Here is a 26,438-nt window from a genome sequence, read left to right as displayed (position 1 = left end):
GCGCGAGGTTTGGGGGGTTGGTGCTGGTTTTGCGTCGGTGGGGGCGCGCTCCCCCAGTACCACACCGAGGCCGAATATCTCACCCTCGACGGCAGTGACTGCTACGCGGGCATGGACACCGTCGGCGCGCAGATGGGCAACTTCCTGCTCTACGACTTCCTGCTCGGCGCGCTCACCGAGCGCGATATCGACGTGCGGTTCTCCACTCCCGCCGTGGAACTGCTCACCGAGTCCGGGGCGGTGGCGGGGGTGCGAACGGCCGACGGCCGCCGGGTCCGTGCCCTCGGCGGGGTCGTCCTGGCCACGGGCGGTTTCGCCGCGAACCCTGGCATGGTCCGCGACTATCTGCGCCTGAGCGACGCACCGATCTGGGGGTCGCCGCACTGCACCGGCGACGGCCATCACATGGTCCAGCGCTTGGGCGCGGACCTGTGGCATATGGGCAACATGATGACGATCACCGGGGTGCGCGTCGATGACGGGCCCGGTGCCTTCCTCGCGCTGTGGGGCGCCCACCACTACCTGTTCGTCGGCCCGGACGGCCTGCGGTTCGTCGACGAAACCGCCGAGAACCGGCACGGCCACATCTACCGCAACGGCGCGCTGGAACTGTTCCCGCTGCGCCCGTTCCACCTGATCTTCGACGAGCGGATGCGGAAGGCGGGACCGCTGAGTCCGAGCCGCGAGGTGCTGCCCGTCGGCTGGAAACTGCTGATGGAGGATTTCAGCTGGAGCGCCGACAACAGTGCCGAGATCGACCGCGGCCTGATCCGGCGAGCGGATTCCATCGCCGAGCTCGCCGGCCTCATCGGCGTCGACCCGGCAACGCTGGAACGCACCGTCGCCCGCTACAACAAGGCCTGCGAATACGGCCGCGACGACAGCTTCGGCCGGGACCCGAAGACCCTCGCACCCGTATCCGAACCGCCCTTCTACGTTCTGGACGTCGCGCCACTGCTCGGCTGGAGCAATGGCGGCCCGCGCCGTGACGGCCGCTCCCGGGTGCTCGACGTGTCCGGCGCGGCGATCGACGGTCTGTATGCCGCGGGTGAGGTGAGCTCGACCTACAGCTGGGCCAAGGACGGCGGTTTCCATATCGCGGATGCCCTGGCCTTCGGCCGGGTCGCGGGCCGGGAGGCCGCCGATCGCGCGGTCGCGCCGCGCGCGTCGACGCCGCTCGCACTCAGCGGTGAACCTACGGTTACGTAGGGGAATGGGCTGGTCAGGCCGATGAAACGGGGCTACCCACTGGTAGGTTGACGGCCATGACGAGCTCTGAAGCGGTGCTGTTCAATCCGGCCACCTACGATCCGCAGCATTTCGATGCCGAGACGCGGCGGCTGTTGCGGGCGACCATCGACTGGTTCGAGCAGCGCGGCAAGAAGCAGCTGCTCGCCGATGACGATGACGCGGTGTTCACCGCCGACTTCCTGGAGTTCGTCAAGCAGGAGAAGCTGTTCGCGACCTTCCTGACCCCGTCTGCATACGCCGACGGCGACCCGAACCGCCGCTGGGACGCGGCGCGCAACGCGGCCCTTTCGGAGATTTTCGGCTTCTATGGGCTGGCCTACTGGTACGCCGAGCAGGTCACCATCCTCGGGCTCGGCCCGATCTGGCAGAGCGACAACGAGGCCGCCAAGCAGCGCGCGGCCCGTGATCTGGACGCCGGTGAGGTGATGGCGTTCGGGCTGTCCGAGCGTGCGCACGGCGCCGACATCTACAACACCGATCTGGTGCTCACCCCGACCGAGCCGGGCAGCGCCGACGCCGAGGCGGGCATTCTGTTCCGCGCCAACGGCGAGAAGTACTACATCGGCAACGGCAATGTCGCGAGCATGGTGTCGGTGTTCTCCCGCCGCGCCGACATCGAGGGTGCCGACGGCTACGTCTGGTTCGCCGCCGACAGCAGGCACGAGAACTACCACCTGCTCGGCAATGTGGTACGCCAGCAGATGTATGTGAGCACCTTCCGGCTGGAGAACTACCCGGTGCGCGCCGAGGACATCCTGCACACCGGTCCCGAGGCCTTCAGCGCCGCGCTCAACACCGTCAACGTCGGCAAGTTCAACCTCTGCCACGGCGGCATCGGCATGGTCGAGCATTCGTTCTACGAGGCCATCACCCACGCCAACAACCGCATCCTCTACGGCAACCCGGTCACCGACTTCCCGCATGTGCGCACCAACTTCGTCGACGCCTACGCCCGGATCGTGGCGATGAAGCTGTTCAGCGACCGCGCCGTCGACTACTTCCGCAGCGCGAGCCTCGACGACCGCCGCTACCTGCTGTTCAACCCGATGACCAAGTCGAAGGTCACCTCCGAGGGCGAGGTCGTGATGACCCTGCTGCTGGATGTGCTCGCGGCCAAGGGTTTCGAGAAGAACACCTACTTCGCCCAGGTCGCCCGGTTGATCAACACCCTGCCCCGGCTCGAGGGCACGGTGCACGTCAACGTCGGCCAGATCCTGAAGTTCATGCCGAACTACCTGTTCAACCCGAAGGAATACCCGGAGATCGGCACCCGCCTCGACGCCGCCGACGACGAATTCTTCTGGCACCAGGGCCCCGCGCGCGGTGCGGGCAAGGTGCAGTTCGCCGACTGGACCCAGGTCTACGACAAGCACACCGACATCCCCAACGTCGCCCGCTTCTACGAGCAGGCCCAGGCGCTGCGCACCCTGCTCGGCACCGCCGCACCGGATGCCGACCAGCAGCGCGACCTGGACTTCATGCTCACCATCGGCCACCTGTTCGCCCTGGTGGTCTACGGTCAGCTGATCCTGGAGCAGGCCGCCATCACCGGCCTGAACCCGGACCTGCTCGCCCAGATCTTCGACTTCCAGATCCGCGACTTCAACACCTACGCCACCACCCTCTACGGCAAGCCCTCGGCTACCGAGGCCCAGCAGCAGTGGGCCAGGGACGCGCTGCGCACCCCCGCCGCCGACCGCGCCCGCTTCGACCGGGTCTGGGCCGAGGTCGCCTCCTACGACGGCGCCTACGAGATGCCCGCCTGATTCGCGCAGCCGGTCGTTCGCTCGAAACCGTCGACGAGGCCGGATCGGATCCGACGGCCGGGGAGCCGTCCTGCTCGACCGATGGTCCCGCCGGGTGCGCTCGGCGGGACCGAGGCCACGGATACGGTCCGTGGCGGAAGGTCCTGGTGCCCGTTCACGGTCCACGGGCTCGGCGTGGCGATGTCGGCTACGGCTGCCCGGGGAAGGGTGTCGTCGGCGGCGCGACGCCGAGGATCGACTGCCAGACCGCAAGGCGCAGCGCGCATTCGGTGAGCGCCTCCACACCCATGCGGCGGGCGGGCTCGGATTCGCCCTGCTCCACCACCGAGCGCCAGGCGACCGCGGTATCGGATTCGACGGTGGCGGCGAGCCTGGCCGCGGCGACCGGGTCGGTCACCGGGAACGGCATGGTGTAGGCCGCGTCCGGCGGCGGTACGGTGATGCCTGCGGCCTCGACCGCGTCGACGGTGGTGTCGCGGCGGGCCCGATGGGCGGCGGTGTGCTCGGCGACCAGCCGGTCGCGCTCGGGGGAGGCATAGGCGGCGATCAGGCCGTAGGCGTACACGGCCGCGTGCTCGGCGCTCAGTGCGTCGAGCAGGGCGCGGCGCTCGGACTCGGTCATGCGGCGTCCTTGTGGGCAGGTGCGAGGGGTTCCGGCATCCCGGCGGTCACCGGCGAGGCGAAGGGGTGCGGCTCACTCACGTGAGCAGCACCCCGGCGTGCACCCCGCAGGCAGCGCTGATCGAGGCGAGTAGCCCGGCCCGGTAATCGGAGAGGGTCGCGGCCAGCTCGGCGGCCGAACGCTGGGAACCTGTGAGCTGATCGCGCAGTGTGGCGACGTCGACCGGCGCCGCGGGGGCGACGGTCACCTCGGGTTGGCGCCGGCTCGGGGTGGTGCCGTCGCCGTAGACGCCGACGAGACGGTCGATCTCGGTGCGCAGCGCCTCCGCGTGCGCGGTGCGTTCGGCGGCCACCAGTGTCAGCGCGCCGTGACGCTGTGGATCGAGCGCGATGGCCGCGGTGGCGGCCGCGGCGTCGGTGCGCGCCAGAAGTTCTTGGGTGAGAAGCGGATCGGGTTCGAGCTCCGATTCCTGCGTGCACCCGGTGGCCGCGGCGAGCGCGAGGGCACCGGCCGCACCGGCGCCGGCCAGCCGTAGCGCGGTGCGCCGGTTCACCGGGCGGAAGCGGGAATCGTGCCGATCGATCGGTATGCCGGAAATACACCCGGCCTCGGACCGGATGGGAAGGCGGTTGGGCACCGCACTATCGTGCCAGACGCGCGGCCGGCGACCGCGCACGGACGGAGCCCGGTCCGTCGCCGTCATGCCTTTCGCCGCTACGTGCCCCGGTGGGGACGTCACGTGCTGGGGAAACTTGCTTGTAGCCGATCGTCCTTTACACTCTCCGGGCGCGTTACGCTAGACCTTCGGTACAGAAATTTCCGCTCGCGCCACAACTGAACCAGGAGCCGCCCCACATGCCCATGCCGACCGAGGAAAGGGTGAGCCAGCTCGTTGCTGGCCCCGTCGAACGCCGGGGATTCGATCTCGAGGGCGTCGAGATCTCGACGGCCGGACGGCATGCCGATGCCCAGGCTCGGGTTCGGGTGATCGTGGACAGCGACGACCCGGCCGACCTCGACGCCATCGCCGAACTCAGCAACGAACTCTCGGCCCAGCTCGACGACGCAGGCGACTTCGGCGAATCGCCCTATCTGCTCGAAGTCTCCACTCCGGGCATCGACCGCCCGCTGAGCACCGACCGGCATTGGCGGCGCGCCCAGGGCCGCAAGGTGCGAGTGACGCTGCGCCCCGGCGCCGAACCGCCCGATCCGGGTGGCAAGGCGACCTTCGACGCCCGGGTGGGCAAGCTCGCCGGCGACACCATCGCGCTCGTGCTCGGCGGCAAGGCCAAGCCGCACCGGGTCAACGTCCCGCTGGCCGATATCGCCGGCGCCGTCGTCCAAGTGGAGTTCTCCCCGCCGAGCCCCCGCGAGCTCGAACTCGCCGGCGGCGTCGCGCCGGGCAGGCCGATCCCCGGCAGCGAGCCGGGCACAACTGTTCCCGCGGGAGAGGACGCCGCGGACACCAGAGGAACCAGCGGGGCGTCGCCCCAGTCTGTTGCAGCGTCCGATTCGATCGAAGGGACCGTGGAATGAACATCGAAATCGAAGCCTTGCGCGCGATCGTCGCCGACAAGGGGATCTCGATCGAGACCGTAATCTCCGCGATCGAGTCCGCGCTGCTGACCGCCTACCGGCATACCGAGGGCCACCAGCCCAACGCGCGCATCGACATCAACCAGAAGACCGGCGTGGTCCGGGTGATGGCGCGCGAACTCGACGCCGACGGCAACGTCATCTCCGAATGGGACGACACCCCGGAGGGTTTCGGCCGCATCGCCGCCACCACCGCCCGCCAAGTGGTGTTGCAGCGGCTGCGTGACGCCGAGAACGAGAAGTCCTTCGGCGAATTCTCCACCCATGAGGGCGATATCGTCGGCGGTGTCGTGCAGCGCGATGCCCGCGCCAACGCCCGCGGCACGGTCGTGGTGCGCATCGGCAGCGAACTGCACGGCGCCGAGGGTCTGATCCCGCCTGCCGAGCAGGTGCCGGGCGAGAGCTACGAGCACGGCGACCGGATCAAGTGTTACGTCGTCGGCGTCTCGCGCGGGCCGCGTGGCCCGCAGATCACGCTGTCGCGGACGCACCCGAATCTGGTGCGGCGGCTGTTCGCGCTTGAGGTGCCCGAGATCGCCGATGGGTCGGTGGAGATCGTCGCCGTCGCCAGGGAGGCGGGGCACCGATCCAAGATCGCGGTCCGCTCCACCGTCGCCGGGGTCAACGCCAAGGGCGCGTGCATCGGCCCGATGGGTCAGCGCGTGCGCAATGTGATGAGCGAGCTGGCCGGGGAGAAGATCGACATCATCGATTACGCCGACGATCCGGCGACCTTCGTCGGTAATGCGCTCTCGCCGTCGAAGGTGGTGTCGGTCACAATCGTGGATCCGGATGCGCGGGCCGCGCGCGTCGTCGTCCCGGATTTCCAGCTCTCGCTGGCCATCGGCAAGGAGGGCCAGAACGCTCGCCTGGCCGCCCGGCTGACCGGCTGGCGCATCGATATCCGCAGCGACGCCGCCCCCGACACCGGTGGTGGCGTGCGCACGGAAGCCCAGCACAGTTGACCCACTCGCGACGTGCGCGGCCCGGCGCGGCGCCGCGGGGAACAACCGGCCGGGATGACATGTTGGTAACTTCGGCAGGGGCGGGGTTCGGTGATCGGACCGTGGCAGCGGTAGAGTGGTCCAAGGTTCAGCACGAGCCGCCGGTTTCCCCGCCCGAACGCACCACCGAGCATCCCCAGGCGCCCCAGCGCCCGGCAGCTCCGGTGCGAACGTGTATCGGATGCCGTAGGCGCGAGCTGGCCGCCGATCTGTTGCGGATCGTGGCCCGGAACGGCAGCGGCGACGTTGTCGAGATCGTGCCCGACCCGCGGCGCAGACTTCCCGGACGGGGTGCCTGGTTGCACCCCCTTTCGGCTTGTCTGAGCCTTGCGGTTCGGCGCCGAGCGATCGGCAGAGCACTACGAGTGTCCGGACATCTGGATATCTCAGCCCTGGAGCATTACCTCGAGAACAGGCACGAGCACTCATGAGCACACCGTGAAGTACCAACGATGAACGTCCATCGGAGATAACCCGAGGTCGTGCGGGCCGCCGTCCCCTGAACAACGGTGGCGCTGCTCGACCTCTCAGTGAGGAGAGCAGTGGCAGGCAAGGCCCGCGTGCACGAGTTGGCCAAAGAACTCGGTGTCACGAGCAAGGAACTACTCGCAACGCTCAAGGAGCAAGGCGAGTTCGTGAAGTCGGCGTCGTCGACGGTGGAAGCACCCGTCGCGCGCCGTCTGCGTGAATCGTTCGCATCCAAGTCCGCACCGGCGAACGGTGCCAAGGCCGGGGCGAAGCCCGGTCCGTCGACCGCGGCCCGTCCGGCCGCCAAGCCCGCCGCGGGTGGTCCGCGTCCGGGTCCGCGCACCCCGGCTCCGGCGCAGGCCGCCGCTCCCGAGGCGCCCGCGACCCCGGCTCCGCGTCCCGGCCCGGCGGTGAAGCCCGGCCCCGCGCCCGCTCCCGCCAAGGAAGCGGCAGCGCAGGCGCCCAGCCCGGCCCCGGCCGCCAAGGCCGCCCCGCAGGCCCAGCCCGGTACTCGGCCCACGCCGGGTGCGCCGCGCCCCGGCCAGCAGCAGCAGCGTCCCGGCGCCCCCGCGCAGGCCGCGCCGCGTCCGGCCGGTCCCAAGCCCGGTCCGAAGACCCCGCGTGTGGGCAACAACCCGTATTCGTCCGCGCCCGAGCGTGAGCGTCCGGCTCCCCGTCCCGGCCCCGGCCAGGCCGGTGGACGTCCGGTGCCCGGTCAGGGTGGACCGCGTCCCGGCCCGGCCCAGGGCGGTCCCCGTCCGGGTCCGGCGCAGGGTGGTCCGCGCCCGGCCGCCGCGCAGGGCGGTGGCCCGCGTCCCGGCGGTCCGCGTCCGAGCCCCGGCTCGATGCCCCCGCGTCCCAGCCCCGGTGCCATGCCCGCGCGGTCCGCGCGTCCCGGCCCGGCCGGTGGCGGCCGTCCCGGTCGTCCCGGTGCCGGTGGCGGCGCCGGTCGTCCCGGTGGCGGCGGCGGTGGCGGCTACCGCGGTGGCGGTGGCGGTGCCCCCGGCGCCGGTGCCGGTGCTCCCGCGGCCGGTGGTTTCCGTGGTCGTCCCGGTGGCGGCGGCGGTCGCCCGGGTGGACCCGGCGGTCGCGGTGGTGCGGCCGGTGCGTTCGGTCGTCCCGGTGGCGCTCCGCGTCGTGGCCGCAAGTCGAAGCGGGCGAAGCGCGCCGAATACGAGAACATGCAGGCGCCCGCCGTCGGCGGCGTGCGGCTGCCGCGCGGCAACGGCGAGATCATCCGGCTCGCCCGTGGCGCCTCGCTGTCGGACTTCGCCGAGAAGATCGACGCGAACCCGGCCTCGCTGGTGCAGGCCCTGTTCAACCTCGGTGAGATGGTCACCGCGACCCAGTCGGTGAACGACGAGACCCTCGAGCTGCTCGGCAGCGAGATGAACTACGTCGTGCACGTGGTCAGCCCCGAGGACGAGGACCGCGAGCTGCTGGAATCGTTCGACCTCAGCTACGGCGAGGACGAAGGCGGCGAAGAAGACCTCGAGCAGCGTCCGCCGGTGGTGACCGTCATGGGTCACGTCGACCACGGTAAGACCCGACTGCTGGACACCATCCGTAAGGCCAACGTCCGTGAGGGCGAGGCCGGCGGTATCACCCAGCACATCGGCGCCTACCAGGTGATGACCCACCTCGGTGAGGACGATCGGCTGATCACCTTCATCGACACCCCGGGTCACGAGGCGTTCACCGCCATGCGTGCCCGTGGCGCCAAGGCCACCGACATCGCGATCCTTGTGGTCGCCGCCGACGACGGCGTCATGCCGCAGACGGTGGAGGCGATCAACCACGCCCAGGCGGCCGACGTGCCGATCGTGGTCGCGGTCAACAAGATCGACAAGGAAGGCGCGAACCCGGAGAAGATCCGGCAGCAGCTGACCGAGTACAACCTGGTGGCCGAGGAGTACGGCGGCGACACCATGTTCGTCGACATCTCCGCCAAGCAGGGCACCAATATCGACGCTCTGCTGGAAGCGGTGCTGCTCACCGCGGACGCGGCGCTGGACCTGCGGGCCAACCCGGATATGGACGCCCAGGGTGTCGCCATCGAGGCGCATCTGGACCGCGGCCGCGGCCCGGTCGCCACGGTGCTGATCCAGCGCGGCACGCTGCGCGTCGGCGATTCGATCGTGGCAGGCGACGCCTACGGTCGCGTGCGTCGCATGGTCGACGAGCACGGCGAGGACGTCGAGGCGGCGCTGCCGTCGCGGCCGGTCCAGGTCGTCGGTTTCACCTCGGTGCCCGGCGCCGGTGACAACCTGCTCGTCGTCGACGAGGATCGCATCGCCCGTCAGATCGCCGACCGGCGCAACGCACGCAAGCGCAACGCGCTCGCCGCACGCAGCCGCAAGCGGATCAGCCTGGAAGATCTGGATGCCGCGCTGAAGGAGACTTCGGAGCTGAACCTGATCCTCAAGGGCGACAACTCCGGTACCGTCGAGGCCCTCGAAGAGGCGCTGCTCGGTATCGAGGTCGACGACGAGGTGCGCCTGCGGGTCATCGACCGCGGTGTCGGTGGCGTCACCGAGACCAACGTCAACCTGGCCTCGGCGTCGAACGCGATCATCATCGGGTTCAACGTCCGGGCCGAGGGCAAGGCCACCGAGCTGGCCAACCGCGAGGGTGTCGACATCCGGTACTACTCGGTGATCTACCAGGCCATCGACGAGATCGAGAAGGCCCTCAAGGGCATGCTCAAGCCGATCTACGAAGAGGTCGAGCTGGGCCGCGCGGAGATCCGGGCGATCTTCCGGTCCTCGAAGGTCGGCAACATCGCCGGCTGCATGGTCACCTCGGGTTCGGTCAAGCGCAATGCCAAGGCGCGCCTGCTGCGCGACAACGTGGTCATCGCCGAGACCGTCACCATCTCCTCGCTCAAGCGGGAGAAGGACGACGCCACCGAGGTCCGCGAGGGCTTCGAATGCGGTATGACGCTCACCTACTCCGATATCAAGGAAGGCGACGTCATCGAGGCCTACGAGTTGCGCGAGAAGCCGCGCGACTGATCGTGACGAACATCGGGTGACCGGCGGATTCGATGATCCGCCGGTCACCCGGTCGCGTCGCTCGAAACTGGAGGTTGTGTGTACCTCGGTGCACTCGAGTTCGACATCCTGCTCGGAGACGTGCATTCGCTGAAAGAGAAGCGCTCGGTGATCCGGCCCATTCTGGCCGAGCTGCAGCGCTTCGGGGTGAGTGCCGCCGAGGGCGGGGAACATGATCGCTACCGCCGCTCGTTGCTCGGAGTAGCCATGGTCAGTGCCGGAATGGACCACCTGACCGAGGTGCTCGACAAGTGTGAGCGGCACGTCGCGGCACGTCCGGAGTTACAGTTGCTGGCGGTACGCCGCCGGGTCTTCGGACCCGAAGATTGATCTCATAATCAGTGAGGAAGGAGCGGCCATGGCGGATCAAGCCAGGGCACGCCGACTCGCCAAGCGGATCTCGGCGATCGTGGCCACCGCGATCGAATACGAGGTGAAGGATCCGCGGCTGCGGTTCGTGACCGTGACCGATGCGAAGGTGACCGGCGATCTACGCGACGCCACCGTGTACTACACGGTGATGGGCGAAACCGTCGACGCCGAACCGGATTACGCCGCCGCGGCGGCCGGCCTGGAGAAGGCCAAGGGCGTGCTGCGCTCGAAGGTGGGTGCGGGCACCGGGGTGAAATTCACTCCGACGCTGGCGTTCGTCCTCGACACCGTGCCGGATGCGGCGCGGCAGATGGAGGACCTGCTGGCCAAGGCCAGGGCCGCCGACGACGAGGTGGCGAAGGTCGCGGCCAACGCCACCCATGCCGGTGAGCCCGACCCGTACAAGGTCGATTCCGATGAGGACTAGGCCGTCGCGGGCGGGCCGTCGTCAGCGCTTCGCGCGCCCGCGGGGATGACCCGGGACTCGCGGTAGGCGATGACGACAACTGGACAGCGAGCGGGAGCGGCAGGCCCGGCTCCCGAACCGGCGGACGGCTCGGATGACGCGCGGCCCGGTACCGCCGATTTCACGACGGCGGCGCGGGCCTTGGCGGCCGCCGCATCGGTCACCATCCTGTGCCATGTGCAGCCCGACGCCGACACCATCGGCAGCGGGCTGGCCCTGGCGCAGGTGCTGCATCGACGTGGGGTTGCCGTTCGGGTGTCGTTCGCCGAACCCGCGCAGCTGCCGGTGTCGATGAGTTCGCTACCCGGCGCGGAGCATCTGGTGCCACCGGCCGAGGTCCCCGAGCAGGTGGACCTGCTCGTCGCCGTCGACTGCGGCAGTGCCGCGCGGCTGGGCGGGCTGGCCGACCGGCTCGCCGGTGCCCGCAGCACGCTGGTCATCGACCATCATCGGTCCAACACCCGATTCGGCACGATCAATCTCGTCGACCCCTCGGCCGAATCCACCACGAGTGTGCTCACCCGGCTGTTCGACGTCTGGGGTGAGCCCATCGACCGGTCCGTCGCGCACTGTCTGTACGCGGGGCTGGTGACCGATACCGGTTCGTTCCGGTGGGTCCGTCCCGGCACCCATGAACTGGCCGAACGGCTGCTCGCCACGGGCATCGACGGCGCCGAGATCGCGCAAACGCTGCTCGACACCCATCCCTTCGGCTGGCTGCCGATGCTGTCCCGGGTGCTCGGCTCGGCCCGCTTGGCGCCGCAGGTGTGCGGTGGCGTCGGTCTGGTGTACGCGTTCGTGCGGCGCGCCGACTTGGACGGTGTGACGCAGGAGGAAGCCGAAAGCGTCGTCGATATCGTGCGCACCACCGCCGAGGCCGGGGTGGCCGCCGTGTTCAAGGAATCGGCGGAGCCCGGGCGCTGGACGGTGTCGCTGCGCTCCAAGGACAGCGGCCCCGACCGCCACGACGGACTCGATGTCTCCGCCGTCGCCACCGCGCTCGGCGGCGGCGGACACCGTTACGCCGCGGGGTATACCGCGCACGGGACACCGGAGGAGATCGTCGCCGAACTGCTGGCGGGTCTGGGATGAGTGCGCCGACGGCCGTGCGTTACCTGCGTCTGGGTCAACCGATGGGGCGTACCGGCTCGGTGCCGCCGGAGACCCACCGACGGATGGCGTGGTGAGCATGGCCGGTGACGCCCGGAACCCGCACGGCCGCACCAGGGGCACCGGCCCGGATGCCTCGCGCGCGAGCGCCGGGGGAGGCGAGCACGCCGATCCGGCCGCTCACCGGGTAGCGGCCGAAGTCGACGACACCCGGCCCGGCTCGCCCGCGGGTACCGCTTCGGATTCTGTGGACGTGGCGCCATCCGCTACCGGCCCGCAGAGAACCACGGCTGATCCTGCCGATGCCGGTCCGCGGCGCATTCTCGCGCTGGCCCTACCGACGCTCGGTGTCCTGGTCGCCGAGCCCGTCTACTTGCTCTTCGATCTCGCCGTGGTCGGCCGGCTCGGGGCGCTGGCCTTGGCGGGCCTCGCCGTCGGCGGATTGATTCTTGCCCAGGTGAGTTCGCAGCTCACCTTCCTCGCCTACGGCACGACAGCGCGGGCGGCTCGACGCCACGGTGCCGGTGACGAACGCGGCGCGGTGGCCGAAGGGGTGCAGGCCAGTTGGCTGGCGGCAGGCATCGGACTGGTGATCGTCGCGGTGGTGCAGCTGTTCGCCGTGCCCATCGTCGGGGCGATCTCCGGGGGCGGCGGTATCGCGGACGAGGCACTGGACTGGGTACGCATCGCGCTGTTCGGTGTGCCGTTGATCCTGCTGTCGATGGCCGGCAACGGGTGGATGCGCGGGGTGCAGCAGACGCGGCGCCCGCTCACCTACGTCGTGGCCGGGCTGGCCTTGTCCGCGGTGCTGTGCCCGGTGCTGGTGCACGGGCTGGTGGGTGCGCCACGGATGGAACTGCCCGGTTCGGCGGTGGCCAATGTGGCCGGTCAGGCGGTGACCGCCGGCCTGTTCGTGTGGGCGCTGGTACGGGAACGGGTCGAGCTGCGGCCGCATCCGTCGGTGATGCGGGCACAGCTGGTGCTCGGCCGGGATCTGATCGCCCGCAGCCTCGCCTTCCAGGCCTGCTTCGTCTCGGCCGCGGCGGTGGCCGCCCGGTTCGGTGCGGCTTCGGTTGCCGCGCATCAGCTGGTGTTGCAGCTGTGGAATTTCCTCGCATTGACCTTGGATTCGCTGGCCATCGCGGCACAAACGCTGGTCGGCGCGGCGCTCGGCGCGGGCAATGCCTCCGGTGCCCGCAGCCTGGCCCGCCGGATCACCGGCTGGTCGGAAATCTTCGCGCTCGGACTCGCCGCGATCTTCGCCGCGGGGGCCGCGGTGATTCCACCGCTGTTCACCGATGATCCCGCTGTGCTGGACCGCACCGGCGTGGTGTGGTGGTTCTTCGTCGCGTTGATCCCGGTGGCGGGCATCGTGTTCGCGCTCGACGGCGTCCTGCTGGGTGCCGGTGACGCCGCCTACCTGCGCACCACCACCCTCGGTGCGGCGCTGCTCGGCTTCCTGCCCGCGATCTGGCTGTCGCTGGCCTTCGACTGGGGGATCGCCGGGATCTGGTCCGGATTGGTGGCGTTCATGGCGTTGCGGCTGGTCGCCGTCGTCTGGCGGGCGATGTCCGGGCGCTGGGCGACGGTCGGGGCCGAGGTTCCGCGTGCCGCGCGGTGAGTGCGGGTACCTCGGAGCGGTCCGGTGTTCTGGTGCCGCGCTGGTCGGTCGCCGGTGCGGTGTGTCCCGTCGCGACGGTGGTCCCCGCAGCCGGAGTCACATCGGTATGCCAAGGTGGGTGTGGTGATACCCAAGTTGATGGCGGTGAGCGACATTCATGTCGGGCACCAGGGCAATCGTCCCGTCGTCGAACAGATCCACCCCGACTCGCCGGAGGACTGGCTGATCGTCGCCGGTGATGTCGCGGAGAAGTCCGACGACATCCGGTGGGCGCTGGAACTGCTGCGCAGCCGCTTCAAGACGGTGATCTGGGTGCCGGGCAACCATGAACTGTGGACCACGGCCAAGGATCCGGTGCAGATGCACGGCGTCGCGCGCTACGAGTACCTGGTGTCGATCTGCCGGGACCTGGACGTGCTGACCCCGGAAGACCCGTTCCCGGTGTGGCGTGGCGCGGGCTCGGAACCCTACGGCGGCGCGGTGACGCTGGCGCCGATGTTTCTGCTCTACGACTATTCGTTCCTGCCCGAGGGCACCAAGACCAAGGCCGAGGGCCTGGCCGTGGCCAGGGAACGCAATGTGGTGGCCACCGACGAGTTCCTGCTCTCGCCCGATCCGTACCTCACCCGCGACGCCTGGTGCCATGCCCGGGTGCAGGTGACCGAACGCAAGCTCAACGCGCTGCCCGAGGGCACGCCGCTGGTGCTGATCAACCACTTCCCGCTGGTGCGCGAACCCACCGATGTGCTGTTCTACCCCGAATTCGCGCTCTGGTGCGGCACCGATCTCACCGCCGACTGGCATATCCGCTACAACGTGGTCTGCTCGGTCTACGGACACCTGCACATCCCGCGCACCACCTACTACGAGGGTGTGCGCTTCGAAGAGGTGTCGCTGGGCTATCCGCGGGAATGGCAGCGCCGCGGCATGCCCGAGCGGCTGCTGCGCCAGATTCTGCCCGAGCCCGAATATCCGCCCGGCACGCTCAACTCGTGGGGCGGGCATTTCAAGGTCACCCCGGAGATGGAGGCAGCCGCCGCCGAGATGCGCAGCAAGGCACAACGTCGCCGCGGGGTATAGCGCAGCACGCTGCCGGGCTGCGCCGGAGACGGGGTGCCCGGGCTGCGGCGGAAGCGCTCTGCGCACCTACTAGGCTCGATCGCGATGATCGAGAACATTCTGCCCGCCGGGGTCGCGTCGGCCGAGCTGCTGACGTACCCGGAGGGCCTGCGGGCGCATCCGGCCGAAGAGCATCTGATCGCGAAGTCGGTGGACAAGCGCCGCCGCGACTTCATCGGGGCGCGCCACTGTGCTCGGCTGGCGCTGGCGCAGCTGGGGGAGCCGGAGGTCGCGATCGGCAAGGGGGAGCGAGGCGCGCCGGTGTGGCCGCGCGGCATCGTCGGCAGTCTCACCCACTGCGACGGGTACCGCGCCGCCGCGCTGGGGCACAAGCTGCGCTTCCGCTCGATCGGTATCGACGCCGAACCGCACGACACGCTGCCGGAGGGCGTGCTCGATTCGGTGAGCCTGCCCGCGGAACGAGAATGGCTGCGCGCCACCGATTCCGAGCTGCATATGGATCGGCTGCTGTTCTGCGCGAAAGAGGCCACATACAAGGCGTGGTTCCCGTTGACCGGGCGGTGGCTGGGCTTCGAGGACGCCCACATCACCTTCACCGTCGACGATTCCTCCGACAAGGCGTCCGGCAGCTTCCGTAGCGAGCTGCTGGTTCCCGGCCAGGTCACCGACGGCGGCATGCCGCTCACCTCGTTCGACGGCCGCTGGCAGATCGCCGACGGTCTCATCCTCACCGCGATCGTGCACGCCTGATGGCCGCCGACAAGCCGGTGCTCGGCCCCGATGGGCTCGGTGGGCTGCTGATCGTCGACAAGGACGGTGGCCTGACCAGTCACGACGTGGTCGCCCGATGCCGGAAGTTGTTGCGCACCAAGAAGGTCGGTCACGCGGGCACGCTCGACCCGATGGCGACCGGTGTGCTGGTGCTCGGGGTCGAACGCGCCACCAAACTGCTCGGGCTGCTCACCCTCACCACCAAGGCCTACACCGCCACCATCCGGCTCGGTCAGGCCACCACCACCGACGACGCCGAGGGCGAGATCGTCTCCACCGCACCGGCCGGTGCGGTCACCGACGCCGATATCGCCGCCGGTATCGCCGCGCTCACCGGCGAGATCCAGCAGATCCCCGCCACCGTCAGCGCCATCAAGGTCGGCGGCGAACGTGCCTACGCCCGTCACCGCGCCGGCGAGGAGGTGCGGCTGGCGGCCCGGCCGGTCACCGTGCACCGGTTCGACCTGCTGGCACGCCGTGCTGTCGGGGACTTCGTCGATCTGGATGTGGTCGTGGAATGCTCCTCGGGCACCTACGTGCGGGCGCTGGCCCGTGATCTCGGCGCCGCGCTCGGCGTCGGCGGTCACCTGACCGCCTTGCGCCGCACGCGGGTCGGGCCGTTCACTCTCGACCATGCCCGCACGCTCGATCAGCTCGCCGACGATCCCGGGCTGAGCCTCGATATCGACGCCGCGGTCCGCACCGCCTTCCCGCATCGCGGCATCGACGCGGCCCAGGCCGAATCGCTGCGCGACGGCCGCTGGCTCGATCCGATCGGCCTGTCCGGGGTGTATGCGGCGCTGACCGAGGACGGCACCGCCATCGCGTTGCTGGAGGAGAAGGGCAAACGCGCCGCACCGGTGATGGTGGTCCGTCCACGCGGATTGGCCTGAATCGCGCTAGACGGGCCGCAGCGCGTCAGCCGGCCGCGCTCGGCGGGAACCGGCCGGGACCCAAAAGCGCCTCGAGGGCGCCCAGCAGTGCTCCGACGCTGACCTGACGCATCTGCTCGCGAGTCAGGCTGTGGTTCTCCAGCCAATCGATCGTCAGCACGCGTACGTAGGTCAGCCAGGACATCAGCACCGCCGAGGTAGCCTCGCGCAATTGGCCCTCGACGCCGAGAACGTCGAGCAGCCGCAGTCGCAGTTCGCCCAGCTCGCCGGAGATGATCGCCTGGATCGTCGGGTCGGTGGCGAGCACGCGGTTGGCGGCGATCACCGAGTGGGCGTTGGACTCGAAGTAGTCGAAATGGGCGTCGAGTCCGGCGGCCAGTTGCTCGGCGAACGGGCTGTCGGCGTCGAGTTCGGTGGCGACGAGCAGATCCGCTGACGCCTGCTCGTAGACGGCCGCGAACAGCTCCCGCTTGGTCGGGAAATGCCGGTAGAGCAGCGCCCGGGAGACCCCGGCCGCCGCCGCGACGTCCTCCATCAGCACCGCGTCATAGGGCCGTTCGCCGAACAAGCGCGCACCGGCCTCGACCAGCAGTAGGCGGCGTTGCTCCGGGGCGAGACGGCGGCGGGCGCTCATGAACACAGCTTAGTTGACGCGTGTCTACCAACGCTCGTATGGTCGTAGTAGACGCACGTCTACTACGACGCCGGGTGGATAGCACGCGGCGCGGCAACAGAATTCACGCCGACGACGGCATGCTGATCGGAGGGTCCCATGACTCGCGCACTCACCTGGCTGACCTGGACGATGGGCGTCGCCTGCGTCGCCATCGGCTGCTATCACCTGGGCCTCGGCAAGGACTCGGTGCCCGATATGGAGTGGAACGGCGTGACCGCCGACAGTCAGAGCCGGTTCTTCGGCGCGATCTTCGTCGGCTACGGGCTCGCCTGGATCTGGGCGGTGCGCCAGTCGCCGATCAACCTGTGGGCGGTGCGCTGGCTGGCCGGGATCTTCGCCCTCGGCGCGGTCGGGCGGTTGATCTCGCTGGCGGTGCACGGGTGGCCGCACTGGTTCCAGATCGTGCTCACCGTCATCGAGATCGTGCTACCTCCGGTGTTCTTCGCGTTGGCGGCGGCGATCGAGCGCGGGCGGCAACCGGTGCCTGCTCGGGTGTGATCCGGCGTGGCCGTTCGCTCAGTCCGCGTATCGATCGCGCAGCCTGCGTACCGCGTCGTCCATGTGCTCGGCGAGCATCGCCTGGACGGCGGCGGCGGGCGCGGAGCCGATGGCGTCGCGGAGTTCGATGTGTTCGCGGGCCTGCTCGCGCAGGTCGGGATAGGTGGTCTGGAGGGCGCCGAGGCACATGCGGGTCTCGATCAGCAGGGTGCGGGCGGCGCGCACCAGCCGCGGGCTGCCCGCACTCTCGACGAGCGCTTCGTGGAAGGCCTGGTCGGCATCGGAGACCGCGGTGGCCTCACCCTGTTCGGCGTGCGCGAGCATCGCGGTGACGCTGGGTTCCAGGGCCTGATAGGCGATCTCGCGCCTGCCGTCGAGGATCAGCGTCAGCGCACCACCTTCCAGGGCGGACCTGGCGCGGTAGATGTCGACCAGATCGTCGAGGGTCAGATCGACGACGAAGATCCCGCGATTGCGGATGCTGGTGGCCAACCCCTCCGAGACCAGCCGCTGCATGGCCTCGCGCACCGGCCCGCGGGATACCCCGAACCGGGCGGCCAGCTCGGCCTCGCCCAGCTGATCACCCGGCGCCAGCCCACCACGCATGATCGCCTCGCGCAGCCGATCGGCGATCATCTCGGCGGTCGACTGCCGGTTCACCGGCTCGAAATCAATGACGGGCATAACGAGGCCTTTCGATATCCGATCGGGAGGGGTCGGCGAACAGTGCGCCGAGCTCGGCACTGCCGCGCAGGCCGCCGCTCAATCGCAGACCCTCCCAGACCGTGACCTGGTTCGCGGTGAGCACGGGTTTCCCCAGCGCGGTCTCCAGTCGCGCGAGGACGGCCAGGGTGTGCATGGCGGTATCGGGAATCAGCAGTGCCTGTGCGTCGGGATGGTCATGGCGCACCGCCAGGTCCAGCACCTGCTCGGCGGTCAGGGTGCCGACTTCGGCGGCGGTATCGATCCCGGCGCTCGCCATCGCTACCACGGTGATGCCTGCGTCGGCGAGGAACTCCACGAACAATCGCGCCACCTCGTCGGGATAGCTGGCGGCCACCGCGACCGTGCGCACTCCCAGCGCCCGTGCCGCCTCGACGAACGCGATGCTGGTGCTGGAGGCAGGCACCCCGGCATACGCCGCCAACTGCCGCACCTGTTCGCGCGCGCCCTCCGGGCCGAACACGAAACTGCCCGAGGTGCATGCCCACACCAGCGCGGCCGGTCGGTGCCAGGCGAGCAGGCGCGCGCCGTGGCGCAGCTTGTCCGGACTGCCGAGATCGAGCAGCTCCGGCACCGCGTGCAGATCGGTGCCGTAGATGTGGGCGACCTCGAGCCGCGCGCCGAGCGTTCGGGCGACCAGCGCGTAGTCGTCCTCGGCCGCGTGGTCGGGGTAGATGAAACCTACGGTCGGAGTGCGCATCTGCCACCTCGGTCGGGCCGGATATCGGTCTCAGAACACATCGAGCAACCACTTTCCCGGACCCATCATCGGCAGCTTCATCCGGCCGAGACAGGCCCACATGGTGAGCTGATTCGCGGTCAATACCGGTTTGCCGAGCGCCATTTCGAGTGGCTCGATGATGTCGTAGGTCGGCAGGTTGGTGCAGCTGACGAAGATCGCCTCGGCCTCGGGATGGTCGGCGCCGAAGATGCGCTCGGCGATGGTGCGGTAGTTGACCTTCCAGATGCCGCCGCCGAGCCCGAGGTGATCCGAACGCACCACCGCGCATCCGGCTTCGCCCAGGAATTCGTGCAGTTTGCCGGTCAGCACCTCGTCATAGGGCGTGATCACCGACATGCGTGAGATGCCGAGATGGCCGATCGCCTCCACCAGCGCGCCCGAGGTGGTGACCGCATCCTGCGCGCCGGCGCGGCAGATGATCTCGCGCAAGGCCCGCTCGTGCGCGAGGCCCTTGATGAAGCTGCCCGAAGTGCACAGGTAGGCAACGACTTCGGGCTCCACGTGCAGCACGTCGCGGGTTGCGGTGGTCAGATGGGCCGGGTTGGAGACCAATTCGGCCATGGCCAGCGACACCGGCACCGGCTCATAGGGGGTGCGGGCCAAGTGCAGGCTCACCTCGAGCGGCGCCCAGCGCCACAGTTCGCGTTCGAGTGCGAGGTCGAAGGGTGCGATGATGCCGATTCCCCGTTGGGCGACCGGGCCTTCGATATCGGGGAAACCGATGTCCACTGCGGCCCCTCTCGCGCTCAGCTGGGTAGACCTCCGAACCCGATCGGATTGTTGACAATCATACGATGTGATCTTACGGTGTCAATGTGAAAGAGGGCCCTATTGTCGCCGTCTTGCACAGTGACAGTGTGCCCGACTCGGAATTGATGGCCCGGGTGAGTGCCCGGGCCACAGTGCGCTACACGGAGGAATCCGGGCTGGCCGAGGCACTGCGCGGGGCAGAGGCGCTGTTCGTCTACGACTTCCTGACCCGGGCTGTGCCCGGCGCCTGGCATGCGGCCGACCGGCTGCGCTGGCTGCACATGGGCGCCACCGGCGTGGACCCGGTGATGTTCCCCGAGCTGAGAGCGAGCGAGGTCGTGGTCACCAATACCCGTGGCGTCTTCGACGCGGCCATCGCCGAATACGTGCTCGGGCAGATCCTCGCCTTCGCCAAGGACCTGCCCGAATCGGTCCGGCTGCAACAGCGCCACGATTGGCAGCACCGTGAATCGGAGCGAGTCGCGGGCGCGACCGTGCTGATCGTCGGCACCGGCGCCATCGGACGCACCATCGCCCGGATGCTGCGGGCGGTCGGGATGCGGGTGCGTGGGGTCGGCCGGCGAGCGCGCGGCGACGATCCGGATTTCGGCAGCGTCGGGGTGGACCTGCACGCGGAACTGCCGTGGGCCGACTACGTCGTCGCGATCGCGCCGCTCACCGAGCAGACCAGGAAGATGTTCGACGCCAGGGCCTTCGCCGCGATGAAACCGCATGCGAGGTTTGTCAATGTCGGACGCGGGGAACTCGTGGTTACCGACGATCTGGTCGCCGCCCTCGGCGACGGGACGATCGCCGGGGCGGCGCTGGACGTGGTGGATCCGGAGCCGCTGCCGCCGGGTCATCCGCTGTGGGACCTGCCGAATGTGCAGATCACCCCGCACAATTCGGGCGACGTCATCGGCTGGCGTACCGAGGTCGTCCGGGCGTTCACCGAGAATTTCGATCGGTGGATGGATGGCCGTCCGCTGCACAACGTGGTCGACAAGACGCTCGGGTACGTGCCCGGCTGAAGGAGGGCCAAGCCATGAGCTACCCCGATATCAACCGTCCCACCGATCCCGCCGCGATGACGGCGGTGGAATTGGTCTCCGCCTACACCGCGGGCGCCCTGTCACCGGTGGAGGCCACCGAGGCGATCCTGGCCGCGATCACCGAACGCGACGGCGCGCTCAATGCCTACTGCCTGGTCGACCCGGATCGCGCGCTGGTGCAGGCCAAGGAATCGGAGGGCCGCTGGCAGGCCGGGCACGCGCGCGGGCTGCTCGACGGCGTGCCGGTCTCCATCAAAGACGTGTTCCTCACCGAGGGCTGGCCCACCCGGCGCGGTTCCACCTGTATCGATGCGGCGGGCCCCTGGCCGGTGGACAGCCCCGTGGCCGCGCGGCTGCGCGAGGACGGGATGGTGCTGCTCGGCAAGACCACCACCCCCGAAATCGCGTGGAAGGCCGTCACCGACAGCCCGCTCACCGGCATCACCCGCAACCCGGTCGACCCCGCGCTCACCGCGGGCGGCTCCTCCGGCGGCAGCGCGGCCGCGGTCGCCGCCGGACTCGGCCCGGTATCGGTGGGCACCGACGGCGGTGGCAGCGTGCGCATCCCGGCCTCGTTCTGCGGGATCGTCGGATTCAAGCCGACGCATGGGCGCATCCCGCTCTACCCGGCCAGCCCGTTCGGGCCGTTGGCCCATGCCGGGCCGATGGCGCGCACCGTGGAGGACGCCGCGCTGCTGATGGACATCCTGTCGCTGCCCGATCCGCGCGATCCCACCGCATTGGCCCCGACCCTGACCACCTTCCGCAGCCAGATGCAGCGCGACGTGCGTGGCATCACGGTGGCGTGGTCGCCGACGCTGGGCTTCACCGACGTCGACCCGGAGGTAGCCGCGATCGTGGAACGCGCGGTGGTGCGGCTGGGTGAGGCCGAATTGCGGGTCGTGCCCGCCGATCCCGGATTCGGCGATCCGCGTGCGGCGTTCGAGCTGCTGTGGGCGGTCGGCGCGGCGGCCATGCTCGCCTCGTTCCCGCCGGAGGAGCGCGAGCAGGTCGATCCAGGTTTGCGGCAGGTATGGGAGCGCGGCGAAACCGTGAGCGGCGTCGACTATCTCGCCGCCCGCGAGGTCGCCGCGTCCGTCGGTATCGCGATGGGGCTGTTCCACACCGCCTACGACGTACTGATCACCCCGACCATGCCGATCACCGCCTTCCCCGCGGGCCACGACGTTCCGCCCGGGAGCGGGTTGACCGGCTGGCCGCAGTGGACGCCGTTCACCTACCCGTTCAACCTCAGCCAGCAACCCGCCATCAGCATCCCGGTGGGAACCACCGCCGGCGGGCTGCCGGTCGGGTTGCAGATCGTGGGACCACGCCATTCCGACGACCTCGTGCTCGCCGTCGCCCGATACGCGGAGCACGTGCTCGGGTCCTGAGGAGCCGCCGTCGGGACCCGAGCACGGCGCCGCGAACCGTTGGCGCGACTATGCCCTCGCGAAGGCGAGCGTTTCCCCCTCGACGCCGTAGCGCCACAGGTCGTTGCAGGCGGCGGCGATCTCGGTGAGCCCGTCCTCGATGGTGGCGAAGACATTGCCGGGGACCCAGCCGAGGTCGCCGTTGATCAGCAGATTGTTGCGGCCGTAGAAGATCGCCAGATCGGTGGCGCCCTGGTTGTGGTGGGCGGTGGAGCCGGATTCGTACCCGTAGGCGGGATTGCCGATCTCCCAGGGCTCGAAATCGAACAGGCATACGTCACCGGGTATGGGGGTGACGGTCGGGTTCTCGCGATGCGGCGCCGCGGTGATCCGGGGGACCAGCGTGTAGACCTCGTTGCGCGCGTATTTGGCGTGGTACGCATCGCCGGTCTGGGGCAGCGCGTCCCAGACCGCCGCGCAGGTCAGCGGGGCCTCGGCGTCGAGCAGCCTGGCCCGGCAGGTGCGGCCGGCCTTGGTGAGAGTGATCGTGATGTAGCGGTTCATCGAGCCTGCTTCCTGATCGCGCGGCACGGGCTAGGGCCGGGAGGCGTCGGGGAGTTCGGCGAGCACCTGCGCCCAGATCGCGAGCGCGTCATCGATCTGCGTTCGGCTCACCACCAGCGGCGGAATCATGCGCACCACATTCATATGCGCACCGCAGGTGAGCAACAGCAGACCCTTCTGTACCGCGAGCGCCTGCGCTCGGGTGGCGGCCTCGCGATCGGGTTCGCCTGCTGCCGTGACGAACTCGGCGCCGACGAGCAGGCCGAGCCCGCGCACATCGCCGATCGCCTTGCTCTCCAGCGCGCGCATCCCGGCCAGCAATTGGGCGCCGCGTTCGGCGGCGTTGCGCACCAGCCCCTCCGATTCGATGACCTCGAGCGTGGCGATGGCGGCGGCGCAGGCCACGGCGTTGCCGCCATAGGTGCCGCCCTGCGACCCCGGCCAGGCCTTGGCCATCAGCTCGCGCGAGGCGGCGATCCCCGACAGCGGGAACCCGCTGGCCAAACCCTTGGCGATGGTGATCACGTCGGGGGCGACGTCGAAATGCTGGTGGCCGAAGAACTTTCCGGTCCGGCCGAATCCGGTCTGGATCTCGTCGAAGACCAGAATGATGCCGTGCCGGTCGGCGCGCTCGCGCAGGCCGCGGAAGAACGCGCGGTTGCCGGGGACGTAGCCGCCCTCGCCGAGCACCGGTTCGACGATGAGGGCCGCCGTCTCCTCCGGCGCGCTGAGCGTCGCGAACAGGTAGTCGAGTTCCCGCAGCGCGAAGGCCGTGGCCTCCTCCTCGGTCCAGCCGTAGCGGTAGGCGGTGGGGAACGGCGCCACGTGCACGCCCGCCATCAGCGGGCTGAACCCTGCCGAGAACCGGGTGCCCGAGGTGGTCATGGATGCCGCGGCGACCGTGCGGCCGTGGAAACCGCCGTGGAAGACGATGACGTTCGGCCGGCCGGTCGCCTGCCGCGCCAGCCGCAGCGCCGCCTCGATCGCCTCGCTGCCGGAGTTGGCGAAGAACAGCGAATCCAGCCCTTCGGGCAATACCGAGCCGAGCCGTTCGGTGAGTTCGAGCAGCGGAGCGTGCATCACGGTCGTGTACTGGCCGTGGATGAGCCGCGCGATCTGGGCCTGCGCGGCCGCGACGACGTGCGGGTGACAGTGGCCGGTGCTGGTGACGCCGATACCCGCGGTGAAATCCAGATAGCGACGCCCGTCGGTGTCGTAGAGGTAGCAGCCCGTGCCGTGGTCGACGGTCACCGGAGTGGCTTGTTTGAGGATGGGCGATAACGCGGTCATGGTGCTCGGCCTCCCGGGCGTTGCGGGCGAGCGCCCGCGTCCGATGATCGTCGGGTTGTAGGATTGTTGACAATATGCATAACATGGTCGCCGGGGTCGCAGCAATGGATCGGGCGGCCTCGTTCGCGATGAGATCAATTCCGCCCGAACAAGGGAGTTCGCGTCGATGCTCACCGAGACCACTCTCGACCAAACGCAGCGCGCCGCCATCGGGTCGGTGCCCACCGGCCTGTTCATCGACGGCCAGTGGCGCGCGACCGTCGCCGAACTGCCCGTGATCGACCCGGCGACCGGACAGACCCTGTGCACCGTCGCCGATGCCAACCCCTCGGACGGCCTCGACGCCCTCGCGGCCGCGGCGCACGCGCAACCGGGGTGGGCGCGTACCCCCGCCCGCGATCGCGCCGACCTGCTCATGCGAGCCCATCAGGCCCTGCTCGACGACACCGAGCGCCTCGCTCTCGTGATGACCCTGGAGATGGGCAAACCGCTGGCCGAGGCGCGCGGCGAAATCGCCTACGCCGCAGAGTTCTTCCGCTGGTTCGCCGAAGAGGCCGTCCGCATCGAAGGTGGCTATCGGCCTGCGCCGCGTGGCGGCTCCCGATTCCTGGTGACGCGCCAGCCGGTCGGCCCGAGTCTGCTCATCACGCCGTGGAACTTCCCGATGGCCATGGGCACCCGCAAGATCGGCCCGGCGCTGGCCGCCGGCTGCACCTGTGTGATCAAACCGGCCGCGCAGACGCCGTTGTCGACGCTGGCGCTCGCCGAGATCCTGCGCACGGCCGGCCTGCCCGACGGCGTGGTCAACGTGGTCACCACCTCCGATCCCGGCGCGGTGATGGCACCGATGATCCGGGACGGCCGCTCGCGCAAACTCTCGTTCACCGGATCCACCGCCGTGGGCAAGCAACTGCTGCGACAGTGCGCCGATACCGTCATGCGGACCTCGATGGAACTCGGCGGCAATGCCGCGTTCCTGGTCTTCGACGACGCCGATCTGGATGCCGCGGTCGAGGGCGCGGTGGCGGCCAAGATGCGCAATATCGGGCAGGCCTGCACCGCCGCGAATCGTTTTCTCGTGCACCGCGGTATCGCCGTCGAGTTCGCCGATCGGCTCACCGCGCGCATGGCCGGGCTGCCGATGGGGCCGGGAACCGAACCGGGGGTCGTGGTCGGCCCCCTGGTCGACGAAGCCGCGGTCGCGAAGGTGCAATCCCTGGTTGACGATGCGGTCGGACGCGGCGCCACCGTCCGCACCGGCGGCACACCGATCGAGGGTCCCGGCACCTTCTACCCGGCCACCGTCCTGACCGACGTGGGCGACGACGCGCTTCTCACCCGCACCGAAATCTTCGGCCCGGTGGCGGCGATCTCGGTCTTCGACACCGAGGACGAAGCGATCGCCCGCGCCAACGACACCCCGTACGGTCTGGTCGGCTACGTGTTCACCGAGAACCTGCGGCGCGGGCTGCGTGTGTGCGAGGCTCTGGAGACCGGCATGGTCGGGCTCAATCGCGGCGTGGTCTCGGATCCGGCCGCCCCCTTCGGCGGGGTCAAGGAATCCGGGCTCGGCCGCGAGGGCGGCACCTGCGGTATCGACGAATTCCTGGAAACCAAGTACATCGGAGTCGACCTGTGACCTATCGGATCGCGACCATTCCCGGCGACGGCATCGGCGTGGACGTCACCGCGGAGGCGGTCGCGGTGGTCGACGCCGTACTGCCCGGCGTCGAGTGGACCGAATTCGACTGGTCCTGCGAGCAGTACCTGCGCACCGGCGCGATGATGCCCGCCGACGGCGTGGACCGGCTGGCCGGGTTCGACGCGATCCTGCTCGGCGCCGTGGGCTTTCCCGGTGTGCCCGACCATATTTCGCTGTGGGGGCTGCTCATTCCGCTGCGTCGCGCGTTCGGTCAGTATGTGAACCTGCGGCCGGTGCGGCTGCTGCCCGGCACCACCTCCGCGCTACGCGATCGCGGCGCCGACGATCTGGAACTGCTCATCGTCCGGGAGAACTCAGAGGGCGAATACTCCGAGATCGGCGGAATCCACAATCGCGGGCGCCCCGGCGAATTCGTGCTCCAGGAATCGGTTTTCACCCGCGCCGGTTGCGAACGCATCATCCGCTACGCCTTCGACCGGGCCCGCGAGCGGGGCAAAGGGCTGTGCTCGGCCACCAAATCCAACGGCCTCATCCACTCGATGCCGTACTGGGACAGCATCGTCGAGCAGGTCGCGACCGACTACCAGGAGGTGCCGGTGCGGCATATGCACGTCGACGCCCTCGCCGCGGAGATCGTGCTGCACCCGGACCGCCTCGACGTCATCGTCGGGTCGAATCTGTTCGGCGACATCCTCTCCGATCTCGCCGCCGCGGTCACCGGCGGACTCGGGTTGGCGCCCTCGGGCAATATCAACCCCGACGGCACGGCGCCGTCGATGTTCGAAGCCGTGCACGGCAGCGCTCCCGATATCGCCGGTCAGGGCATCGCGAACCCGGTCGCGCAGATCCTGGCCGCAGCGATGATGCTCGACCATCTGGGGGAGCACTCGGCGGCTGCCGCGATGGACCGGGCGGTATGCGAGGTCCTCGGTGCCGGGACGGTACTGACGCCCGATCTGGGCGGCACCGCGACGACGAGCGAACTCGGCGCGGCCATCGCCGCGGCGGCCGCGGCCGCACTGGCGCGCGGATAG

26 protein-coding genes are annotated in these 26,438 nt (G+C 69.6%); 18 read left to right on the top strand and 8 right to left on the bottom strand.

The annotated features are described in order from the left end of the window. Together AC4HOU_RS05370 and AC4HOU_RS05365 are read left to right on the top strand one after the other, a co-directional pair. Positions 1-1,209: FAD-dependent oxidoreductase (locus AC4HOU_RS05370; protein WP_490724171.1), on the top strand; the 1,209-nt coding region annotated here is incomplete at its 5' end. 56 nt (positions 1,210-1,265) lie between these two features. Further along, complete coding sequence (locus AC4HOU_RS05365) at positions 1,266-3,017, top strand: acyl-CoA dehydrogenase family protein (protein WP_195007024.1); 1,752 nt, start codon at positions 1,266-1,268, stop codon at positions 3,015-3,017. A 187-nt stretch (positions 3,018-3,204) separates the two neighbouring features. On the opposite strand, the gene AC4HOU_RS05360 is transcribed toward AC4HOU_RS05365, so the two are convergent. Both AC4HOU_RS05360 and AC4HOU_RS05355 read right to left on the bottom strand, forming a co-directional pair. Then, the gene (locus AC4HOU_RS05360; protein ID WP_194991844.1) at positions 3,205-3,639 is read right to left on the bottom strand and encodes a ferritin-like domain-containing protein; all 435 of its coding nucleotides are present in this window, start codon (positions 3,637-3,639) and stop codon (positions 3,205-3,207) included. Between the two features lie 76 nt (positions 3,640-3,715). Then, positions 3,716-4,276 (bottom strand): hypothetical protein, encoded by a 561-nt coding sequence (locus AC4HOU_RS05355; protein ID WP_324191459.1) that lies wholly within the window; start codon positions 4,274-4,276, stop codon positions 3,716-3,718. Positions 4,277-4,494: 218 nt separating this feature from the next. Between AC4HOU_RS05355 and rimP the strand changes: the two genes are divergently transcribed. From rimP to truB, 11 genes are all read left to right on the top strand, one after another. Then, positions 4,495-5,175: a ribosome maturation factor RimP gene (gene rimP / locus AC4HOU_RS05350; RefSeq protein ID WP_163811787.1), complete on the top strand. Its 681-nt coding sequence runs from the start codon at positions 4,495-4,497 to the stop codon at positions 5,173-5,175. Then, positions 5,172-6,200, top strand: a complete 1,029-nt coding sequence (nusA, locus tag AC4HOU_RS05345) for a transcription termination factor NusA (protein ID WP_014352000.1) — start codon at positions 5,172-5,174, stop codon at positions 6,198-6,200. Before rimP ends, nusA begins: the two co-directional genes overlap by 4 nt. Before the next feature lie 101 nt (positions 6,201-6,301). After that, positions 6,302-6,670 carry a YlxR family protein gene (locus AC4HOU_RS05340; RefSeq protein WP_375139377.1) on the top strand — a complete coding sequence of 123 codons (369 nt, stop codon included), beginning with the start codon at positions 6,302-6,304 and terminating at the stop codon, positions 6,668-6,670. Between the two features lie 111 nt (positions 6,671-6,781). Then, positions 6,782-9,721, top strand: a complete 2,940-nt coding sequence (gene infB / locus AC4HOU_RS05335) for a translation initiation factor IF-2 (RefSeq protein ID WP_163811791.1) — start codon at positions 6,782-6,784, stop codon at positions 9,719-9,721. 78 nt (positions 9,722-9,799) lie between these two features. Beyond that, positions 9,800-10,090, top strand: a complete 291-nt coding sequence (locus AC4HOU_RS05330) for a DUF503 domain-containing protein (RefSeq protein ID WP_014351998.1) — start codon at positions 9,800-9,802, stop codon at positions 10,088-10,090. 28 nt (positions 10,091-10,118) lie between these two features. Beyond that, on the top strand, positions 10,119-10,559 hold the full coding sequence (gene rbfA / locus AC4HOU_RS05325) for a 30S ribosome-binding factor RbfA (protein WP_163811793.1): 441 nt from the start codon (positions 10,119-10,121) through the stop codon (positions 10,557-10,559). 69 nt (positions 10,560-10,628) lie between these two features. After that, on the top strand, positions 10,629-11,690 hold the full coding sequence (locus AC4HOU_RS05320) for a DHH family phosphoesterase (RefSeq protein WP_194992752.1): 1,062 nt from the start codon (positions 10,629-10,631) through the stop codon (positions 11,688-11,690). A gap of 97 nt (positions 11,691-11,787) precedes the next feature. Continuing rightward, complete coding sequence (locus AC4HOU_RS05315) at positions 11,788-13,329, top strand: MATE family efflux transporter (RefSeq protein WP_228807144.1); 1,542 nt, start codon at positions 11,788-11,790, stop codon at positions 13,327-13,329. A gap of 123 nt (positions 13,330-13,452) precedes the next feature. Beyond that, complete coding sequence (locus tag AC4HOU_RS05310; RefSeq protein ID WP_163812019.1) at positions 13,453-14,409, top strand: metallophosphoesterase family protein; 957 nt, start codon at positions 13,453-13,455, stop codon at positions 14,407-14,409. A gap of 84 nt (positions 14,410-14,493) precedes the next feature. Then, a complete protein-coding gene (gene npt / locus AC4HOU_RS05305) occupies positions 14,494-15,159 on the top strand; it encodes a 4'-phosphopantetheinyl transferase Npt (RefSeq protein WP_195007025.1) in 666 nt (221 codons plus the stop codon). Beyond that, entirely contained in the window at positions 15,156-16,073 is a 918-nt protein-coding gene (truB, locus tag AC4HOU_RS05300; protein WP_416382043.1) for a tRNA pseudouridine(55) synthase TruB, read from the top strand. The genes npt and truB overlap by 4 nt, the downstream gene beginning before the upstream one ends. 25 nt (positions 16,074-16,098) lie before the next feature. Here truB and AC4HOU_RS05295 read toward each other — a convergent pair whose 3' ends face one another. Continuing rightward, positions 16,099-16,707 carry a TetR/AcrR family transcriptional regulator gene (locus AC4HOU_RS05295; RefSeq protein WP_195007026.1) on the bottom strand — a complete coding sequence of 203 codons (609 nt, stop codon included), beginning with the start codon at positions 16,705-16,707 and terminating at the stop codon, positions 16,099-16,101. A gap of 138 nt (positions 16,708-16,845) precedes the next feature. Here AC4HOU_RS05295 and AC4HOU_RS05290 point away from each other — a divergent pair, with 138 nt between their 5' ends. Further along, the gene (locus AC4HOU_RS05290) at positions 16,846-17,247 is read left to right on the top strand and encodes a DUF4345 domain-containing protein (RefSeq protein ID WP_163811804.1); all 402 of its coding nucleotides are present in this window, start codon (positions 16,846-16,848) and stop codon (positions 17,245-17,247) included. Between the two features lie 18 nt (positions 17,248-17,265). On the opposite strand, the gene AC4HOU_RS05285 is transcribed toward AC4HOU_RS05290, so the two are convergent. The 3 genes from AC4HOU_RS05285 to AC4HOU_RS05275 are packed head-to-tail and all read right to left on the bottom strand — an operon-like array spanning position 17,266 to position 19,441. Further along, positions 17,266-17,931 (bottom strand): GntR family transcriptional regulator, encoded by a 666-nt coding sequence (locus AC4HOU_RS05285; RefSeq protein ID WP_194992284.1) that lies wholly within the window; start codon positions 17,929-17,931, stop codon positions 17,266-17,268. Further along, positions 17,918-18,670 (bottom strand): maleate cis-trans isomerase family protein, encoded by a 753-nt coding sequence (locus tag AC4HOU_RS05280; RefSeq protein ID WP_194992283.1) that lies wholly within the window; start codon positions 18,668-18,670, stop codon positions 17,918-17,920. The genes AC4HOU_RS05285 and AC4HOU_RS05280 overlap by 14 nt, the downstream gene beginning before the upstream one ends. A gap of 30 nt (positions 18,671-18,700) precedes the next feature. Continuing rightward, positions 18,701-19,441 carry a maleate cis-trans isomerase family protein gene (locus AC4HOU_RS05275; protein WP_163811810.1) on the bottom strand — a complete coding sequence of 247 codons (741 nt, stop codon included), beginning with the start codon at positions 19,439-19,441 and terminating at the stop codon, positions 18,701-18,703. Between the two features lie 86 nt (positions 19,442-19,527). Here AC4HOU_RS05275 and AC4HOU_RS05270 point away from each other — a divergent pair, with 86 nt between their 5' ends. After that, positions 19,528-20,493: a D-2-hydroxyacid dehydrogenase gene (locus AC4HOU_RS05270; RefSeq protein WP_163811812.1), complete on the top strand. Its 966-nt coding sequence runs from the start codon at positions 19,528-19,530 to the stop codon at positions 20,491-20,493. A 29-nt stretch (positions 20,494-20,522) separates the two neighbouring features. Beyond that, positions 20,523-21,908 (top strand): amidase, encoded by a 1,386-nt coding sequence (locus AC4HOU_RS05265; RefSeq protein ID WP_280499197.1) that lies wholly within the window; start codon positions 20,523-20,525, stop codon positions 21,906-21,908. Between the two features lie 48 nt (positions 21,909-21,956). On the opposite strand, the gene AC4HOU_RS05260 is transcribed toward AC4HOU_RS05265, so the two are convergent. Together AC4HOU_RS05260 and AC4HOU_RS05255 are read right to left on the bottom strand one after the other, a co-directional pair. Continuing rightward, complete coding sequence (locus AC4HOU_RS05260; RefSeq protein ID WP_194992281.1) at positions 21,957-22,451, bottom strand: DUF3830 family protein; 495 nt, start codon at positions 22,449-22,451, stop codon at positions 21,957-21,959. Positions 22,452-22,481: 30 nt separating this feature from the next. After that, the gene (locus tag AC4HOU_RS05255) at positions 22,482-23,741 is read right to left on the bottom strand and encodes an aspartate aminotransferase family protein (RefSeq protein ID WP_195007027.1); all 1,260 of its coding nucleotides are present in this window, start codon (positions 23,739-23,741) and stop codon (positions 22,482-22,484) included. Positions 23,742-23,907: 166 nt separating this feature from the next. Between AC4HOU_RS05255 and AC4HOU_RS05250 the strand changes: the two genes are divergently transcribed. Both AC4HOU_RS05250 and AC4HOU_RS05245 read left to right on the top strand, forming a co-directional pair. After that, a complete protein-coding gene (locus AC4HOU_RS05250; protein ID WP_195007028.1) occupies positions 23,908-25,380 on the top strand; it encodes an NAD-dependent succinate-semialdehyde dehydrogenase in 1,473 nt (490 codons plus the stop codon). Further along, complete coding sequence (locus AC4HOU_RS05245) at positions 25,377-26,438, top strand: tartrate dehydrogenase (protein ID WP_195019690.1); 1,062 nt, start codon at positions 25,377-25,379, stop codon at positions 26,436-26,438. The genes AC4HOU_RS05250 and AC4HOU_RS05245 overlap by 4 nt, the downstream gene beginning before the upstream one ends.

The sequence above is a fragment of the Nocardia sp. JCM 38205 genome (genome assembly GCF_058222935.1).
Note: the sequence above shows the minus strand (reverse complement) of the source record. Positions and strands in the feature narration are given on the sequence as shown.

Coding starts and splice junctions, on each gene's coding strand:
- AC4HOU_RS05365 (WP_195007024.1), top strand. CDS start 1,266: ATGACGAGCTCTGAAGCGGTGCTGTTCAATCCGGCCACCTACGATCCG.
- AC4HOU_RS05360 (WP_194991844.1), bottom strand. CDS start 3,639: ATGACCGAGTCCGAGCGCCGCGCCCTGCTCGACGCACTGAGCGCCGAG.
- rimP (WP_163811787.1), top strand. CDS start 4,495: ATGCCCATGCCGACCGAGGAAAGGGTGAGCCAGCTCGTTGCTGGCCCC.
- nusA (WP_014352000.1), top strand. CDS start 5,172: ATGAACATCGAAATCGAAGCCTTGCGCGCGATCGTCGCCGACAAGGGG.
- rbfA (WP_163811793.1), top strand. CDS start 10,119: ATGGCGGATCAAGCCAGGGCACGCCGACTCGCCAAGCGGATCTCGGCG.
- AC4HOU_RS05320 (WP_194992752.1), top strand. CDS start 10,629: ATGACGACAACTGGACAGCGAGCGGGAGCGGCAGGCCCGGCTCCCGAA.
- AC4HOU_RS05315 (WP_228807144.1), top strand. CDS start 11,788: ATGGCCGGTGACGCCCGGAACCCGCACGGCCGCACCAGGGGCACCGGC.
- npt (WP_195007025.1), top strand. CDS start 14,494: ATGATCGAGAACATTCTGCCCGCCGGGGTCGCGTCGGCCGAGCTGCTG.
- AC4HOU_RS05295 (WP_195007026.1), bottom strand. CDS start 16,707: ATGAGCGCCCGCCGCCGTCTCGCCCCGGAGCAACGCCGCCTACTGCTG.
- AC4HOU_RS05290 (WP_163811804.1), top strand. CDS start 16,846: ATGACTCGCGCACTCACCTGGCTGACCTGGACGATGGGCGTCGCCTGC.
- AC4HOU_RS05285 (WP_194992284.1), bottom strand. CDS start 17,931: ATGCCCGTCATTGATTTCGAGCCGGTGAACCGGCAGTCGACCGCCGAG.
- AC4HOU_RS05280 (WP_194992283.1), bottom strand. CDS start 18,670: ATGCGCACTCCGACCGTAGGTTTCATCTACCCCGACCACGCGGCCGAG.
- AC4HOU_RS05260 (WP_194992281.1), bottom strand. CDS start 22,451: ATGAACCGCTACATCACGATCACTCTCACCAAGGCCGGCCGCACCTGC.
- AC4HOU_RS05255 (WP_195007027.1), bottom strand. CDS start 23,741: ATGACCGCGTTATCGCCCATCCTCAAACAAGCCACTCCGGTGACCGTC.
- AC4HOU_RS05250 (WP_195007028.1), top strand. CDS start 23,908: ATGCTCACCGAGACCACTCTCGACCAAACGCAGCGCGCCGCCATCGGG.